Below are 16,211 nucleotides of genomic sequence, written 5' to 3'. Positions count from 1 at the left end.
ACTCAGAGTAATCACGGGCACTGACAGTGGCCGCTCTCAGCGGCGCGTGCGGGCCAGGTCCTCGTAGAACCGGAGCAGTTCGAGGTTGTCGATCGAGCCGGGATTGACCGCCTTGGCCAGGGCTGTTCCTTGGAGGAGACGTTTGACCGGAACCTCGATGCGCTTGCCGGTGAGGGTGTGCGGGATGCCGGGAACCTCGATGATCTCGTCCGGGACGTGGCGCGGCGAGAGGTTCTCGCGGATGGTCTCCTTGATCCGGTCGCGTAGGCCGTCGTCGAGAGCGGTGCCGTCGGCGAGGTGGACGAAGAGCGGCATCCAGTAGCCACCGTCGGGCTCTTCGAGGCCGATGACCAGGGATTCGCGGATCTCGGGGAGCCGTTCGACGGCTTCGTAGATGTCGGCGGAGCCCATCCGTACCCCCTGGCGGTTGAGGGTGGAGTCGGAGCGGCCGTGGATGATGACGGATCCGTGGTCGGTGAGGGTGATCCAGTCGCCGTGGCGCCAGACGCCGGGGTACATCTCGAAGTAGCTGTCGCGGTAGCGACTGCCGTCGGGGTCGTTCCAGAAGTGGATCGGCATCGAAGGCAGCGGGTTGGTGACGACGAGCTCGCCGACCTCGCCGATGAGCGGCTTCCCTGCCGGGTCCCAGGACTGGAGGTCCGTACCGAGGCAGGGGGCCTGGAGTTCGCCGATGTGGACGGGGAGGGTGGGGACCGCGCCGGCGAAGCAGCTGCAGACGTCCGTGCCGCCGCTGACGGAGGCGATCCAGAGGTTGTCGGCGACTTCGTCGTGGAGCCAGCGGAATCCGTCGGGCGGGAGCGGGGAGCCGGTGGTGGCCACGCACTGGATGCGCGAGAGGTCGAGGTCGCGGCCCGGGTGGATGCCGGCCTTGCGGCACGCCATGACGTAGGCGGCGGAGGTACCGAAGAGGGTGGCACCGGTCTGTTCGGCGACGCGCCACTGGGCGCTGACGTCGGGGTAGCCGGGGCTTCCGTCGTACAACACGACCGTGGTGCCGGTGAGCAGGCCGGAGACGAGGAAGTTCCACATCATCCAGCCGGTGGAGGTGTACCAGAAGAAGCGGTCGTCGGGCCCGAGGTCGCAGTGCAGTCCGAGCTGTTTGAAGTGTTCGAGGAGGATGCCGCCCTGGGACTGGACGATCGCCTTGGGAAGTCCGGTGGTGCCGGACGAGTAGAGCACCCACAGCGGGTGGTCGAAGGGGACCTGCTCGAAGACGGGTTCGGTGTCCGCGGAGGTGAGGGCGGACCATTCGAGGGCGCCTTCGGGGGCGGGGGTGCCCAGCAGCGGGATGTGGACGAGGGCGCGCAGGGTGGGCAGCTCGCGGCGCAGTTCGGCGACCGTGTCGGTGCGGTCGTGTTCCTTGCCGCCGTAGCGGTAGCCGTCGACGGTGAAGAGGACCACGGGTTCGACCTGCTGGAAGCGGTCGAGGACGCTGCGGGCGCCGAAGTCCGGCGCACAGGAGGTCCAGACGCCGCCGACGGCCGCGGTGGCGAGGAGCGCCACGACCGACTGCGGGATGTTGGGGAGGTAGCCGCTGACGCGGTCGCCGGGGCGCACCCCGAGTGCGCGGAGTTCGGCGGCGAGGGAGCCGACCTGGCGGCGGAGTTCGGACCAGCTGACCAGGGACTGGGTGTGGGTCTCGTCGACATGTACGAGGGCCGGGGCACCGGCGCGCAGCGGGTCCTCCCCGGCACGCAGGGCGTGTTCCGCGTAGTTGAGGGTGGCACCGGGGAACCATTGGGCGCCGGGCATGGTGCGGTCGCCGACCGCGGTCTCGTACGGGGAGGAGAACCGTACGTCGAACCAGTCGGCGACGGCCCTCCAGAAGGTGTCCAGTTCGTCGACGGACCAGCGGTGCAGCGCCGGGTAGCCGCCGTCGGCCGGAGCTCCGTACCGCTCGGCGGCCCAGCTCTGGAAGCGGGTCACCGCCGCAGCGGCGATGCGCTCGGCGTCGGGCTGCCAGAGGGGGGCTTCGTTCGCTGCTGAGGTCATGGGGCGGCTCCCTGGCTGTACGGGTACGCGGGGTGGGCGTGGTTCGCGCGCACACGTGCTGGGGTGTGCGCGTGAGGCGGCTTTCACGGACGATGCCATGTGATCGTCTTCCGCACCAGGGTTCCCCGCCCATGGTTGCCTGTCCGGCTATGTGGTCCGGCCACGGGTGAACGGAAGTTGAACGGATCCCGTTGCCGCTCCGTCAGGTGGCAGGGTGAGCTGCATGAACGGTCGCGACCTGGTGCGTTGGGTGAAGACGGTGGGTTCGGTGCAGGGGCTGCGCATGGTGCGCTCGGCCTGGCGTCGGCAGCGGGCGGATGCCCGGGCGCTGCCGCGCCGTGGCGCGGAGCGGGCGAGAGTGCCGGGTCTCCTGCTGGGGGCGGAGCCCGGGCCCGGTGGCGGTGTCGTGAGGTTCGCCCGTTCGGAGCTGTACATCCGGGTCGCGGTGGGCGGTGCCGTGTTCTGGGCGTGGGACGGGGCGGAGCCGCTGCCGTCGTACGCGCTGCCGGGTCCGTCGCCGGAGCCGGATCCGCGGGCTGTGCTGGAGCCGGACAAGGACGGCGGCTGGCAGGTGGTCTCGGAGCGGCTGACGCTGGTGGTGTCGCGGCACGGAGCGGTGGAGCTGCGCACGCCGGGTGGTGTGGTGCTCCGGCGGGAACTGCCGCCGCGCTGGTGGGAGCCGGTGGCGGGTGGTCCGGCCCGGTGGGTGCAGCGGTCCGAGGTGCCGGCGGACGCCCGGTTCTTCGGGCTCGGCGGGCGGGCGTCGGGGCCGCGGCTGCGCGATGGCGTGTACGAGCTGTGGAACACCGATCCGGGCGGTCGCTTCGTGCCTGGTGACGATCCGCTGTCCCTGACGATGCCGGTGCAGCTGGTGGTCTCGGACGCGGGGACGCATCTGGCGTTCCACGACAACACCTGGGCGGGGCGTGTGACGCTGCGCGAAGGCGAGGAGGGCGCAGGGTCCGGCCATGACCGTCCGGGGCTGTGCGAGGTACGGATGGACGGGGGGCCGCTGCGCTGCTGGGTGGTGGCGGGTACGCCGGCCCGGGTGCTGCAGGGCTGGACGGCACTGACGGGTGCGCCGGCGCTGCCGCCGTCCTGGGCGCTGGGTCCGCAGCACGCCCGGTGGGGGTTCGGCAGTGAGCGTGAGGTGCGGCGGATCGTCGCCGGTTACCGGGATCGGGGTCTGCCGTTGTCCGTTCTGCATCTGGACATCGATCACTACGACGGGCATCAGGTGTTCACCGTCGACCGGGGCCGCTTCCCGGACCTGCCGCGGCTGGCCAAGGAGTTGCGGGAGGACGGGGTCCGACTTGTGTCGATCATCGATCCGGCGGTGAAGGCGGCGTCGGGGAATCCGGTGTTCGCCGCCGGTTCGGCGGTCGGCGGAGCCGGGGCGTTCGTCCGGGACGCGCGGGGGCGGGCGGTGCGTGGGGAGGTGTGGCCCGGTGAGTGCGTGTATCCGGACTTCACCGATCCGCAAGTGCGGGAATGGTGGGGAGATCTGTACGAGGAACGGCTGGCGCAGGGTTTCTCCGGTGTGTGGCACGACATGAACGAACCGGTGTCGTTCTCGGCGTTCGGTGAGCTGACACTGCCGCGCTCGGCCCGGCACTCCCTGGAGGGCCGCGGGGGCGATCACCGGGAGGCCCACAACGTGTACGGACTGGCGATGGCGAAGGCCGGGTACGAGGGGCTCCGCCGGCTGCGGCCGGACGAGCGGCCCTTCCTGTTCTCGCGCGCCGGCTGGGCGGGGATGCAGCGATACGGGGGCACGTGGTCCGGTGATGTGGCGACGGGCTGGCCCGGGTTGCGTGCCTCGCTGTCGCTGGTGCTGGGGCTCGGCCTGTGCGGGGTGCCGTATTCGGGTCCCGATGTGGGTGGGTTCGACGGGTCGCCGTCCCCCGAGCTGTATCTGCGGTGGTTCCAGCTGGGTGCCTGGCTGCCGTTGTTCCGCACGCATGCGGCGATGGACGCGGGGCGGCGGGAGCCGTGGGAGTTCGGACCCGAGGTGCTGGAGCACGCGAGGGCGGCGCTGGTGGAGCGGGAACGGCTGCATCCGTACTTCGTGACGCTGGCCCAGCTGGCCCGTTTGACGGGTGCGCCGTACGTGCGGCCGCTGTGGTGGGGGGCGCCCGGGGACCGGGACCTGCGGGATTGCGAGGACGCGTTCCTGCTGGGGGACGCGTTGCTGGTGGCACCGGTCCTGAAGCAGGGGACGGACCGTCGGGCAGTGCGGCTGCCGTGGGGACGGTGGTACGACACGGCGACCGGCGAGGCGTACGAGGGGCCGGGACTGATATGGGTCGATGCGCCGTTGTCCCGGGTGCCGGTGCTGGTGCGGGCAGGGTCGGTGATTCCGGTGCGGGGCGCTGACGGGGGGCTGGAACTGGAGGTGTGGGCTCCGGCTGCCGGGCGTACCGGGGGTGGCCTGGTCGTCCGTGACGCGGGCGACGGCTGGGAGCAGCCGGAGGTCGAGCGGTATGCGGCGCGGCTGGTGGGCGGGCAGGTGGTGGTGGAGCTGGAGGGTGGTGAGGTGACGTGCCCGGTGCGGGTGCGGGGGGTGTGATGCCCGTCAGAGGTGGTGGTAGCGGCCTTCGAACCAGGCTCGGGCAGCCAGGGTGTGCAGCGGAAAGGCCAGTTCGGCGGGGGCGCGGAGCAGGCTGTGGCCCGCGGTCTCGCCGGTGGGCACGGACGGGGGGAGGTCAGCGGCCGGGCGTGGCGGGAGCAGGCCGAAGAGGAGGAGGTGGCCGTCCGGTGAGCTGAGGGCGTCGGCGAGACGTACGTCCTGCTGGTCGGCTTCGATACCGGTCTCCTCGCGCAGTTCCCGCACGACCGCGTGCCGCCAGTCCTCGGCGTGGTCGATGAAGCCGCCGGGCAGGGCGAGGCCGCCGCGTCGGGGCTCGATGGTGCGGGTGATGACGACGAGGGAGATGCCGTCCCGGTCGGTGACGGGGACCAGCGCGACGGCGACCGGCAGCGGATTGCGGTAGGCGGTGGCGCCGCAGGCGGTGCAGGTGCGGGGCCAAATGCCGGTGGACCCCGGCGCGGGCCGGGGGTACGGCGTGCCGCAGCTGTCGCAGTGGGAGTCCTTCATCGGATCGGGCACCTTTTCCTCCACGTTCTGCTGCGCTCGTTCCTTCACCCGGTTCTCTCTCCGGGCATGGACACGCGCGGACTGTATCCGATCATCCTGCTGGGACCTCCATGACTGATGGATGATGCGGTCATGACAGGTATCGCTTCCGCATTCCGTGCCCTGGCAGCCACTGCCGCCATCCTGCTCGCCGCCACCGTGGCCTCCCCGCCGGCACGGGCCCAGGCCGAGCCGAAAGCCCCCGACGAGTTCGTCGCACTTCGCTCGGTGGACCCCACCATCATCCAGGAGATGCGCTACCCCACCGGGCACAACTTCATGGGTGAGCCGGTCGACGGGTACCGCCAGCGGGTCTGCATCCTGACCCGGCCCGCGGCTCAGGCGCTCCATGCGGCGCAGACGCGGCTGCTGCGCCAGGGGTACTCGTTGAAGGTGTACGACTGTTACCGGCCGCAGCGGGCTGTCGACCATTTCGTACGGTGGGCGAAGGATCTCGACGACGAGGCGATGAAGGGCGAGTTCTACCCCCAGGTGGACAAGACGAGGCTGTTCGCGGACGGTTACATCGCGGAGAAGTCCGGGCACAGCCGGGGCAGCACGGTGGACCTGACGCTGGTGAAGCTGCCCGCCGTGCCGACCAGGCCGTACCGGCCGGGCGAGAAGCTGGTGCCCTGCTATGCGCCGCAGGCAGAGCGTTTCCCCGACAACTCGGTGGACATGGGCACCGGGTTCGACTGCTTCGACACGCTGTCGCACACGGACGACCCGCGGATCCAGGGCGTACAGCGGGCCAACCGGCAGTTCCTGAAGTCGACGCTCACCGACGCCGGATTCGTGAATCTGGCCGAGGAGTGGTGGCACTACACCTTCAAGCCCGAGTTGTTCCCGGACACCTACTTCGATTTCCCGGTGGCCAGGAGGTCCGTCGCCGGGCACTGAGGTCAGCACGGGCGGGCGGCCGGGACCACCCCCGTGGGCTCCGGCCGCCCGTCCTTCCTCTCGGACGCGGATCGGCCGTATCCGGTTTCCCTCCCAGCCGTTACGGTGCCCATATGTCACAGCAGACGTTCGATTCGTACGAAGAGTTCTGGCCCTACTACGTGGCGATGCACTCCAGGGCCGCCACCCGCTGGGTCCATCTGACGGGGACCCTGACCGGTCTCGCCGTCACCGCCTACGGTCTGGCCCGGGGCCGCAAGCGGTACGCGGCGGCCCTCCCCCTGATCGGCTACGGCACGGCCTGGCCCGCACACTTCCTGATCGAGAGGAACAATCCGGCCACCTTCGGGCATCCTGCGTGGTCACTGCGCGGAGACGTGCAGATGATCCGGATGATGCTGGCCGGCCGCGACAGGGAGCTGGCGGAGACCGCCGCCAAGTGGCTCGCCGAGAACGGCTGACCGTGGCACACTTCTGACGTTCCGTCAGATACTGTGCCGGGGAGGGGCTTTGTCGCGTACGCGCACACCCGTGGTGGCCGGTTGGTTCACCGAGGGCACCGCCGAGAAGGACTTCCGGCTGCTGGGCACACGCTGCCGCGCCTGCTCGTCGGTCTTCTTCCCGCGTCAGGACACGTTCTGCCGCAACCCCGGCTGCACGGGCGGCGAGCTGGTCGAGGTGCCCCTCTCCCGGCGCGGCACCGTCTGGTCGTACACGGACGGCCGCTACCGCCCTCCCGCCCCGTACGTCTCCGACCCGGACGCGGCCTGGGAGCCGTACGTTCTGATCGCCGTCGAACTCGCGGCAGAGCGCATGGTGGTGCTCGGACAGGCGGCGCCGGGGGTGGGCATCGGGGATCTGGCGGTCGGGATGACCGTCGAGGTGGTTCCGGGGGTCCTGAACGAGGATGCGCCGCAGGGCGGGGAAACCGTCTGGACCACCTGGCACTGGCGGCCCGTGATCACCGCCACGGGCGCGACCCAGGGTGGTGCCGCGTGACCGGGGATGTGGCCGTCCTCGGAGCCGGGATGCATCCGTGGGGCAAGTGGGGGCGCAGTTTCGTCGAGTACGGCACGGTCGCCGCGCGGGCCGCGCTCGGCGATGCCGGGATCGGCTGGCAGGACGTGCAGTCGGTGGTCGGCGCGGACACCGTGCGCGGCGGCTATCCGGGCTATGTGGCCGGTGCGACATTCGCCCAGGCGCTGGGCTGGCAGGGCGCACGGGTCACCAGCGTGTACGCCGCCTGCGCATCGGGCGCCCAGGCCATCGATACGGCCAGGGCGCAGATCCTGGCGGGCATGGCCGACGTGGTGCTCGTGGTGGGTGCGGATGCGGCACCCAAGGGGTTCTTCGCCCCGGCGGGCGGCGACCGGCCCGACGATCCCGACTGGCTGCGCTTCCGGGTGCTCGGAGCGACCAATCCCGCCTACTTCGCGCTGTACGCCCGCCGCCGGATGGCCCTGTACGGGGACACCCCGGACGACTTCGCACTGGTCAAGGTGAAGAACGCGGCGGCCGGGGCGCTGAACAGCAATGCCCGCTACCGCGTTCCGGTCACCGCCGAGCAGGTCGCCGCGTCCGCGGTGGTCGCCGATCCGCTGAGGCTGCTCGACATCTGCGCGACGTCCGACGGGGCGGCCGCGGTCGTCCTGTCCAGCATGGCGTTCGCGCGCCGCCACGGGGCGGCCGATCCGGTCCGTATCCGCGCCGTCTCCACCGTCACGCCCACCTATCCGAAGGCCGTACTCGATCTTCCGGACATCGCAACCGATTCGGCCGTCGCGGCGGAGCCCGCCCCGGAGACCTTTCGCGCGTCGATCGCCCGGGCGGCGTACGAGGAGGCGGGCATCGGGCCCGACGAGTTGTCGCTGGCCGAGGTCTACGACCTCTCCACCGCCCTGGAACTGGAGTGGTACGAGGACATCGGGCTGTGCGCGGCGGGCGAGGGTGCCAAGCTCGTACGCGAAGGGGCCACGGCGCTCGGCGGACGCATCCCGGTCAACCCGAGCGGAGGACTCGCCTCCTTCGGCGAGGCCGTGCCGGCCCAGGCCATCGCGCAGGTCTGCGAGCTGACCTGGCAGCTGCGTGGCACCGCGGCGGAGCGGCAGATCCCGGGGGCGCGCGCCGGAATCACCGCGAATCAGGGGCTGTTCGGGCACGGTTCGGCAGTCGTCGCGGTCCGCTGAGACCGGCCGGGCGCCCTGGACCCGTACCGAAGTGTCCCCCGGGTGCACTGTGAACTGGGCTTGTTGTCAGCATTCTTGACGACTGATCAGCACCCGTGAAAACTCCTTGCTCAGTCACTGCCGCCACTCCCGCTCTGCGGCAGAGCGACTTGGTCACCACGCTCGTCACGGAAGCCATGGAAGCGCCCGGCGCAATCCGTCGGACAACCCCTAGGAGCGCCATGAGCAATGGAGACATATTCGCCGGGGAAGTCATCGGAACGGCGATCCTCATCCTGTTCGGCGCAGGTGTGTGCGCCGCCGTCACCCTCCATCATTCGAAGGCCAGAGCCGCGGGATGGGTGGTGATCGCCTTCGGATGGGGCTTCGGTGTCCTGGCCGGCGCGTACACCGCGGCTCCCCTCTCCGGTGGCCACCTCAACCCGGCGGTCACGGTGGGCATCGCCGTCGACACCGGGAAGTGGGACAAGGTCCCCCTCTACATCCTGGGACAGCTCGTCGGCGCGGTCATCGGCGCGCTGCTGGCCTGGCTCACGTACTACGCGCAGTTCCGCGCCAACGCGGACGAGGAGACCGCCGTACCGACGCTGGGGATCTTCTCGACCGCTCCGGAGATCCGAAGTCCGGTGGCCAACCTGGTCACCGAGATCATCGCGACCGTCGGCCTGGTGCTGCCGATACTGGCCTTCGGGAAGAACGCCGGGATCGGGATCGGCCCGGTGGCAGGCGCGGGCGCCGGCGTCTACGGATCCGGGATCTCCATACTGCTGGTGTCCCTGCTGGTGGTCGGTATCGGACTCTCGCTCGGCGGACCCACCGGATATGCCATCAATCCGGCCCGCGACCTCGGTCCGCGGCTGGTGCACGCACTGCTGCCGATACCGAACAAGGGCACATCCGACTGGGGATACTCATGGATCCCGGTGGTGGGACCGCTCGTGGGCGGGCTGCTGGCGGGGGTCGTCTTCAACGCCGCCTTCTAGCCATTCCGGCTCCGGCTATTCAGGCGCGGCTCACTCAAGCTCCGGCAACTCGAGTTCTCGACCTCGTGACAAGGGGACGTCATGACGGACAGGTATGTCGCCGCCATCGACCAGGGCACCACATCCAGCCGCTGCATCATCTTCGATCAGGACGGTGCGATCGTCGCCGTCGACCAGCGCGAGCACCGCCAGATCTTCCCGAAACCCGGCTGGGTGGAGCACGATGCCACCGAGATCTGGTCCAAGGTGCGGGCCGTCGTGGAGGGCGCGCTCGCCACCGCCGGACTGCGGCCGGAACAGCTCAGCGCACTCGGCATCACCAACCAGCGCGAGACGACCGTGCTCTGGGACCGGGCGACCGGACAGCCCGTGCACAACGCCATCGTCTGGCAGGACACCCGTACGTCCACGCTCTGCCACGAGCTCGGCGGCACGGACGGGCAGGACCGCTTCCGGGACATCACCGGGCTTCCGCTGGCCAGTTACTTCTCCGGTCCCAAGGCCGCCTGGCTGCTGGACAACGTACCGGGACTGCGCAGCCGGGCCGAGCGGGGCGAGATCGCCTTCGGCACCATCGACTCGTGGCTGATCTGGAATCTCACCGGCGGTACGGACGGCGGCGTCCATGTCACCGATGTGACCAACGCTTCGCGCACCATGCTGATGAATCTGGAGACCTTGGAGTGGGATCCGTCGGTCCTGGCCGCGATGAATGTCCCGGAGGCGGTGCTTCCGGAGATCCGGTCGTCGTCGGAGGTGTACGGGACCGCGGTCGGCGCGCTCGCCGGGGTGCCGGTGGCCTCCGCACTCGGCGATCAGCAGGCCGCGGTCTTCGGGCAGGCCTGCTACGACCCGGGTACCGCCAAGAACACATACGGCACCGGGAGTTTCCTGCTGCTCAACACCGGCAACAGGCCCGTGCCGTCGAAGAGCGGGCTGATCACCACTCTCGGCTACAAGATCGGCGACCAGGCCCCCGTCTACTGCCTGGAGGGGTCGATCGCCATCACCGGGGCGCTGGTCCAGTGGTTCCGCGATCAGCTGGGGATCATCCGGAGCGCCGCGGAGATCGAAACACTGGCGGCGAGCGTCGACGACAACGGCGGGGCGTACATCGTGCCCGCCTTCTCCGGGCTCTTCGCCCCGTACTGGCGCTCGGACGCCCGGGGCGTCATCACCGGACTCACCGGCTATGTCACCAAGGCGCATCTGGCACGCGCCGTTCTGGAGGCGACCAGCTGGCAGACGCGTGAGGTCGTCGACGCGATGTATCAGGACTCGGGAGTGCCCATCACGACGCTGAAGGTGGACGGCGGCATGACGGCCAACCAGCTGCTCATGCAGCACCAGGCGGATGTGCTGGGCGTGCCGGTGATCCGGCCGAAGATCTCCGAGACGACGTGCCTGGGCGCGGCGTACGCGGCGGGGCTGGCGACCGGCGTCTGGTCGGGGCTCGACGAGCTCAAGACGCACTGGCAGCGCGATGTGGAGTGGCAGCCGCGCATGGAGCCGGAGATCCGTGAGCGCGAGTACCACAACTGGCGCAAGGCGGTGGAGCGGAGCCTGGGCTGGCAGGAGGAGGGCGGCGCCGAGCGGTAACCACCCCTCCCGTACGTGATCGCGCATCGGACGGCTTCCGGACGCGCGGTCCGTACCCCGGTCGGCGGGGGTGCGGACCGCGTTCCGCCGGCTACTCAGGTGGTGGCGGGCTCACGGAGACGGTCCGCTCGCGCCAGCGCGTGTTCGACGACCGTGACCAGCACATCGCGCACGGAGGACCGGTCGCGCGCGTCGCACATCAGCACCGGCACCTCGGGGTCGAGGTCCAGCGCGGCCTGCACCGTCCGGGTCGGGAACCGGTCGGCTCCCTCGAAGCAGTTGACGGCGACGGTGAACGGGATCTCACGCCGTTCGAAGTAGTCGACCGCCGCGAAGCAGTCCTCCAGACGCCGGGTGTCCGCGAGAACGACCGCGCCCAGGGCTCCCTGGGCCAGTTCGTCCCAGAGAAACCAGAAGCGGTCCTGTCCCGGTGTGCCGAACAGGTACAGCACCAGGTCCTCGCGGAGCGTGATCCGCCCGAAGTCCATGGCCACGGTGGTCGTGGTCTTGGCCTCGACCCCGGCCGTGTCGTCCACGGGGCGGCCCGCCTCCGTGAGCCGCTCCTCCGTACGCAGCGGTCTGATCTCGCTGACCGCGCCCACCAGCGTCGTCTTGCCCACACCGAAGCCGCCCGCCACCAGGATTTTCAAGGTAACCGGCTCAACGGGCCGCGTGCTGCGGCTAGAGCGCCCGAAGGCCATTGATCACCTCGCGAAGAATGTTCACATCCGGCAGCTCGGCCGGCGGAACGGGACGGGTCACGTGCACGAGTTCGTCCTCGACGAGATCGCCGACCAGCACCCGGACCACCCCGACGGGGAGATCCAGACCGGACGCCAGTTCGGCGATCGACTGAGGCATGTCATTGCAGAGTTCGATGATCTCCACGTGTTCCGGGGAGAGCGTCTGATTCCGGCCCGGATCGTCGGCCGCGGGTTCAGGGACGACGATCGCGATCAGGTCGAGACGATGGCGGGACGCGCTGCTGGTACGGCCCCGGGTCATGGCGTACGGACGGACCACCGGCCCCGCCTCGGCGTCGTACCAGCGCGACGACTGCGGATCGTCGGCAGCGGCCGGGGATCCGGGGGACCCACCCCGGGAGGAGTCAGCGCTCATGCCATCCACTCACCCTCCGGCGTGCAGACCGGACGACCGTGGAGCGTTGGCCAGGTGGACGCCCACGCGCTTGACCATCAACGTCATCTCGTACGCCACCTGGCCCACGTCGGAGTCGGAGTCGGCCAGCACGGCGAGACAGCTGCCGTCGCCGGCGGCGGTGACGAAGAGGAACGCCTCGTCGAGTTCGACGACGGTCTGACGGACGCGACCCGCGTCGAAGTGGCGTCCGACCCCCTTGGCGAGGCTGTGGAACCCGGAGGCGACGGCCGCCAGATGCTCGCTGTCCTCACGGGTCAGGTCCTTGGACGTGCCGGTGGGAAGCCCGTCGCTGGAGAGCACCAGCGCCTTGCGGATGGAGCCGACGCGCTCGACGAGTTCGTCGAGGAGCCAGTTGAGCTCACCGGATCCGTGGCGTGTGGCGTCGGGTGCTGCGGCGTTCGGTGCGGTCATCGACCGTCCCCTCCCGGAGTGGTTCCTTGTGCTGTCTCACCGAGACCGGTCCCGTCCTCGGCGTTCTGCCGACGGCCGCGCTGCCAGCCGCGCTGCATCGAAGCCATACGGTTGCGTACTTCGTCCGCGTCCCGCTCGATGTCCTCCACCGGTTCCGTGGGGGCCGGCTCGAAGGCGCGGCCGCCGGAACCTTCGCGGAGCTGCGGGACGAGGCTGGCCTGCCGGATCCGGCGGGGCAGTCCGTCCACGGTCCCCGGGTACGAGTTCGGCCCGGCGGATCGGGAGGGTGCGGCCGACGGCGTCGCCGCAGCCGGTGCCGACGCGGATGCGGCGGACTCGGTGGGCGGCCGGAAGCCGGAGGCCTGCCGGGGGTCGGCCGACCGCCGGGTGTCGGCTGCGGAGTGCCAGGGGCCTGTGGTGGACCGCCCGGCTCCTGCCCCGGTGCGCGAGGGCCCCGCGTCCGTGGTCGTGGGGTGCGCCCGGCCGGTCTCGTCGACCCGGCGGCCTCGGTCGGTGACCAGCGTGGGCGGCTTGCGGCGCGGCAGCGGTACGGGGCCGCCCGGCCGCATGGCCCGGACGTCGGCGGTGCGCTCGGCGACCTGGTCGGCGGCCTGCTGATGCTGGTCGCGGTCGGCATCGCGGCGGAAGCCCTTGTCGGCGTCGCGCTGAAGGCCCTGGTCCCCTTCACGGCGCAGGTCGCGGGCGCGGAAGATGCCGCCACGCTCGCTCTCGGTGTCGTCGATGTCGGAGACTCCGTCGAGCACCGGGTCGAGTACGGGGTCCAGCACAGGGTCGGTCACCGTGTCGGTGCCGAAGCCGAGCGGTGCGACCGGGGCTTCGAGCTCGACCGGCCCGTCCAGAGCGTTCGGACCCACGAGGCCGGTGGGGACAGGGGCGAGGCCGGTGGACCCCGCGTCGCCCGTGCCGTCGGAAGTCCACCGGTCCGTCCCGCCGTCCCTGCGGTTCTTGTCGCTGCGCGGTCCCTCATTGCTGGGCCGGCCGCTGCCGATCGCCTTCTCGGCGCGGCGGTCGAGGCGGAATCCGGTGCCGTGCGCCTCCGCGGCGTCGGTGAGCAGGGCCGCCGGGATGAAGACGACGGCGGTGGTTCCTCCGTACGGAGAAACCTGCAAGGAGACGCGGACGTTCTGCCGCTGGGCCAGCCTGCTCACCACGAAGAGGCCGAGGCGGTCGGTGTCGGAGAGTTCGAACTCGGGGGTCTCTGCGAGCCGCAGGTTGGCGTCCAGCAGGACTTCGGGAGCCATGCCGAGGCCCCGGTCGTGGATCTCGAGGGTGAAGCCGTTGGCGACGCGGTCGCCGTGCACCTGAACCGCGGTGTGCGGGGGCGAGAACACCGTGGCGTTCTCCAGGAGTTCGGCGATCAGGTGGGTGAGGTCGGCGACTGCGGGGCCGCCGACGCCGATCCGCGGCAGGCGGCGTACCTCGATCCGCTCGTAGTCCTCGACCTCGGCGACCGCTGCCCGCACCACGTCCATCAGCTGGATGGGCTTGCGCCACTGCCGGGACGGCGCCGCGCCGGAAAGAATCACGAGGCCTTCGGCGTGCCGCCTCATGCGGGTGGTGAGGTGGTCGAGGCGGAAGAGGTCAGCGAGCTCGTCGGTGTTCTCGGTGCGGCGCTCCATGGCGTCCAGGAGCGTCAACTGACGGTGCAGCAGAACCTGGTTGCGACGGGCGAGGTTGACGAAGACCTCGGAGACGCCGCGTCGCATGTCGGCCTGCTTGACCGCGGCTTCGACGGCCGCGCGTTGCAGGGTGTTGAGGGCCTGGCCGACCTGGCCGATCTCGTCCCGCTCGTAGCTGAGATGCGGGGCCTCGGTCTCGACATCGACATGTTCGCCCGCGGCGAGGCGGCGCATCACGCTCGGCAGTCGCACGCCGGAGACCTCGTGGGCGTCCTTGCGGAGCCGGGAGAGGTCGCGGACGAGTTCGCGGCCGATCCGGACGGACACGAAGACGGAGACGAGCAGGGCGAGGAAGCCGAGGATGCCCGCGACTCCGGCCTTGACCAGGACGCTGTAGCCGACGGGCCTGCCGCGGTCCTGGAAGCGGTCGTTCATCTCGGTCGAGTCGTCGGCCAGCTGGTCCAGGACCGGCGGGGCCACCTCCTGCCAGCGTTCGGCATCGACCGCACGGGGAGCGCGGGTGGGACCGGCGGCGATGAGCTTGCTCTCCGCGGTGCGCAGCGGCTCGCTGTCCGGGCCGGCCCAGTACTGCTCCACGCGTCGGCGCTCCGCCGACGGGAGAACCTCGATGTTGATCTCGTAAAGCAGCTTGCGGTTGGCGACGAGATCGGAGATCTGCCGGAGTTCGGGGGCGTCGAGCCGTCCGGTGATGAGTGCCGAGGCCACCAGAGCGTCTTCCCGGGACAGCATTTCGCGAGCCCGCGAGACGCCGATCAGAGCGCGTACCTGCTTGTCCATCGACGCGTTCTCCGTCGTGTGCAGGCCGGTCAGGAAGCGGTAGCACGGGTCGACGAGACGGTTGTAGAACTCCAGCGCCTGATTGCGGTCGATGGTGCGTTTCTCGACGGAGTCGCGGAGCGCGCCGAGGCCGTCGACGGCGCTCAGAACCGAGTTGAGCTTCGCTTCCCCCTCGGGACTCAGCGCGTCCCGGATGTCCTTCTGCCGGGCGCTCTCCTTGACGCCCGCCACGACGCGGTCGGTGGCGGCCCGTTGGCGACGCAGCAGGGGAAGTGCGTCGGAGGCGCGAGGGTCCGCGAGGAAGGCGAGTGTCTGGCGGCGCTCGTTCTGGATGGCCCGGACGGTGTCCTCAAGAGGGTGGCCGACCTTCTCCACGATGGTGCTCGCGCCCATCAGGTCTCCGGCCTCACGGCCGGTCAGGAAGGTGGCGAAGCCCCAGAGTGCGGTGAGGGAGACGAGCGGCACAAGCAGCAACGCCACGATCTTCCTGCGGATGGACTTTCCGCGAAAGCGCATGGCCTCCCCCAGCTCGGCCCCGCACGGCGGGGTGGGTGTTCCGTCAACAAACGGCGCGAGCCTACTACTGCCGCACAGGCAACTCGAAGGCACGTCCGGACTATTTTCGGCCGCACCCCCATCTGTCGATCACGGGTTGGCGCGGCATTCCGGGAGATGAAATCCGCGAAAGCGGCAGAAGAGACCCGCCGGAGCCCCTCAATCCCTCTCCCGGCAGTTGGCTGGAACTCTTCGTTCCGCGAGGGATCGAGGGAATCTTCGCTGCCGGAAACTCGTCTGTCTGTACGAGGGAGAGGGATCGCGGGGGAGCGCGTAGGACAGATGGTTCCACCCGCCTGCGTAGAAACGGCGCATGCCGGGCAGCAGCTCTGAAGGTGGACAGCGGTGGGGAGTTGAGAGTCCTTGGACACGGAAGAGCGTCGAAGTACGTCGGCGACGGGCGGGGCACGGATTCCGCGGCAGCCGTTGTGGGTGGAGGAGCCCGCGGTGCGGCGGCGGATGCCGGATCCGGTCCGTACGGCGGCCGTGCGTGCTGTGCTCGTACTGTCGCTGACGATCATTCAGGCCATGGTGGCCCTGCTGAGCACGATGACGGGCTCCTGGCTGGCGTTCCCCATGATGCTGAGCAGTGTGGGCAGCACGGTGGTCGCGACCTGGGCGGTGCTGGATGTGTGGGTGACCCGGCAGGTCTGGAATCAGCGCAACGGTGTGGTGTCCGTGCCCAGCAGTTCGGCGCGGCGGCTGCGCCGGGAGCGGCGCGCGGCTCGGCGGGTGGCAAGGACGGCGGAACGGGAGGCCGCACGGATACGCCGCCGGGGCGCGAGCAGCCTGTCACGGGCTGGATCACGCGCCCCGGTGAGGAGTTGAG

General features: G+C 70.3%; 14 protein-coding genes. 8 read left to right on the top strand and 6 right to left on the bottom strand.

Going from position 1 to position 16,211, the window contains the following annotated elements; translation table 11 throughout:
* Window positions 1-36: 36 nt before the first annotated feature.
* A complete protein-coding gene (locus OG963_RS36165; protein ID WP_093775465.1) occupies window positions 37-2,013 on the bottom strand; it encodes an acetoacetate--CoA ligase in 1,977 nt (658 codons plus the stop codon).
* Between the two features lie 223 nt (window positions 2,014-2,236).
* On the opposite strand from OG963_RS36165, the gene OG963_RS36160 reads away from it, so the two are divergent.
* Window positions 2,237-4,582, top strand: a complete 2,346-nt coding sequence (locus OG963_RS36160; protein ID WP_093930079.1) for a glycoside hydrolase family 31 protein — start codon at window positions 2,237-2,239, stop codon at window positions 4,580-4,582.
* Between the two features lie 6 nt (window positions 4,583-4,588).
* On the opposite strand, the gene OG963_RS36155 is transcribed toward OG963_RS36160, so the two are convergent.
* Window positions 4,589-5,110 carry an NUDIX domain-containing protein gene (locus OG963_RS36155; RefSeq protein ID WP_093775528.1) on the bottom strand — a complete coding sequence of 174 codons (522 nt, stop codon included), beginning with the start codon at window positions 5,108-5,110 and terminating at the stop codon, window positions 4,589-4,591.
* A 132-nt stretch (window positions 5,111-5,242) separates the two neighbouring features.
* Here OG963_RS36155 and OG963_RS36150 point away from each other — a divergent pair, with 132 nt between their 5' ends.
* From OG963_RS36150 to glpK, 6 genes are all read left to right on the top strand, one after another.
* Window positions 5,243-6,049, top strand: coding sequence for a M15 family metallopeptidase (locus tag OG963_RS36150; RefSeq protein WP_093775461.1), 807 nt, complete (start codon window positions 5,243-5,245; stop codon window positions 6,047-6,049).
* 113 nt (window positions 6,050-6,162) lie between these two features.
* Entirely contained in the window at window positions 6,163-6,510 is a 348-nt protein-coding gene (locus OG963_RS36145; RefSeq protein ID WP_093775459.1) for a DUF962 domain-containing protein, read from the top strand.
* Between the two features lie 49 nt (window positions 6,511-6,559).
* Window positions 6,560-7,048 carry a Zn-ribbon domain-containing OB-fold protein gene (locus tag OG963_RS36140; protein WP_093775457.1) on the top strand — a complete coding sequence of 163 codons (489 nt, stop codon included), beginning with the start codon at window positions 6,560-6,562 and terminating at the stop codon, window positions 7,046-7,048.
* Window positions 7,045-8,235, top strand: a complete 1,191-nt coding sequence (locus OG963_RS36135; protein ID WP_093930078.1) for a lipid-transfer protein — start codon at window positions 7,045-7,047, stop codon at window positions 8,233-8,235. Before OG963_RS36140 ends, OG963_RS36135 begins: the two co-directional genes overlap by 4 nt.
* A gap of 221 nt (window positions 8,236-8,456) precedes the next feature.
* Window positions 8,457-9,218, top strand: a complete 762-nt coding sequence (locus tag OG963_RS36130; RefSeq protein WP_030919128.1) for an MIP/aquaporin family protein — start codon at window positions 8,457-8,459, stop codon at window positions 9,216-9,218.
* Between the two features lie 81 nt (window positions 9,219-9,299).
* Window positions 9,300-10,817, top strand: a complete 1,518-nt coding sequence (gene glpK, locus OG963_RS36125; RefSeq protein WP_093775453.1) for a glycerol kinase GlpK — start codon at window positions 9,300-9,302, stop codon at window positions 10,815-10,817.
* 95 nt (window positions 10,818-10,912) lie between these two features.
* On the opposite strand, the gene OG963_RS36120 is transcribed toward glpK, so the two are convergent.
* From OG963_RS36120 to OG963_RS36105, 4 genes are read right to left on the bottom strand one after another with little or no spacing between them, the layout of a single operon-like run.
* Window positions 10,913-11,518 (bottom strand): ATP/GTP-binding protein, encoded by a 606-nt coding sequence (locus OG963_RS36120; protein ID WP_093775451.1) that lies wholly within the window; start codon window positions 11,516-11,518, stop codon window positions 10,913-10,915.
* Window positions 11,499-11,936, bottom strand: coding sequence for a DUF742 domain-containing protein (locus OG963_RS36115; RefSeq protein ID WP_030919119.1), 438 nt, complete (start codon window positions 11,934-11,936; stop codon window positions 11,499-11,501). The genes OG963_RS36120 and OG963_RS36115 overlap by 20 nt, the downstream gene beginning before the upstream one ends.
* 9 nt (window positions 11,937-11,945) lie before the next feature.
* Entirely contained in the window at window positions 11,946-12,389 is a 444-nt protein-coding gene (locus OG963_RS36110; RefSeq protein ID WP_030919113.1) for a roadblock/LC7 domain-containing protein, read from the bottom strand.
* On the bottom strand, window positions 12,386-15,343 hold the full coding sequence (locus tag OG963_RS36105; protein WP_093775449.1) for a nitrate- and nitrite sensing domain-containing protein: 2,958 nt from the start codon (window positions 15,341-15,343) through the stop codon (window positions 12,386-12,388). Before OG963_RS36105 ends, OG963_RS36110 begins: the two co-directional genes overlap by 4 nt.
* A gap of 402 nt (window positions 15,344-15,745) precedes the next feature.
* On the opposite strand from OG963_RS36105, the gene OG963_RS36100 reads away from it, so the two are divergent.
* Window positions 15,746-16,210: a hypothetical protein gene (locus OG963_RS36100; protein ID WP_093775447.1), complete on the top strand. Its 465-nt coding sequence runs from the start codon at window positions 15,746-15,748 to the stop codon at window positions 16,208-16,210.
* Window position 16,211: the final 1 nt, after the last annotated feature.

It is taken from the genome of Streptomyces sp. NBC_01707, from assembly GCF_041438805.1.
Lineage (GTDB): Bacteria > Actinomycetota > Actinomycetes > Streptomycetales > Streptomycetaceae > Streptomyces.
This window is presented reverse-complemented; position numbering and strand designations above follow the sequence as displayed.